The organism is Oleiphilus sp. HI0123 (assembly GCF_001635315.1).
This window is the reverse complement of the sequence record NZ_LWGE01000050.1, coordinates 1-437: the sequence shown is the minus strand read 5'-3', so window position 1 is coordinate 437 and position 437 is coordinate 1. Positions and strand designations below refer to the sequence as shown.

Annotated in this window: 1 protein-coding gene; it reads right to left on the bottom strand. The window is 24.7% G+C overall.

Going from position 1 to position 437, the window contains the following annotated elements:
- Positions 1–13: 13 nt before the first annotated feature.
- On the bottom strand, positions 14–437 hold a 424-nt coding region (locus A3761_RS26475; protein ID WP_197472675.1), incomplete at its 5' end, for a hypothetical protein.

Sequence of the window (437 nt, the reverse complement as noted above, 5' to 3'; positions counted from 1 at the left end):
TAACTAATTTAAATTAGTAATACCCTTTTTTGGACCTAAATAATCTAAAATGTATCTTTATTTTATCAAAATCTGTCTCAAAAGATTCTATATAGTCTTTTGTAAATTCTGAAACAAAATGGATGTCATTTTTATAGAATAAATTAGTTGGAAGATGCTTTCTTATTTGTCTGTTAATTGCTTTTATCATTTTATTGCTTAACGGAATGGCCTGTTCATGAAATAATGTTTGCGTTATCTCAATGTTTTTAGCGCCTAAAAAATTATTTATTTTGTAGAACTTAATGTCTCCTTTCAAATAAACAGTTATTTTTATCTTATTTCTATTTGAAAACTTTAAATGTGTATCGAATTTTGCTTCGAATTGATTTTCTGGATATAAGTTGATTTCCTGAATTTCTTTAACAATAAAATTTCCAATCGATGTATCAATCTCT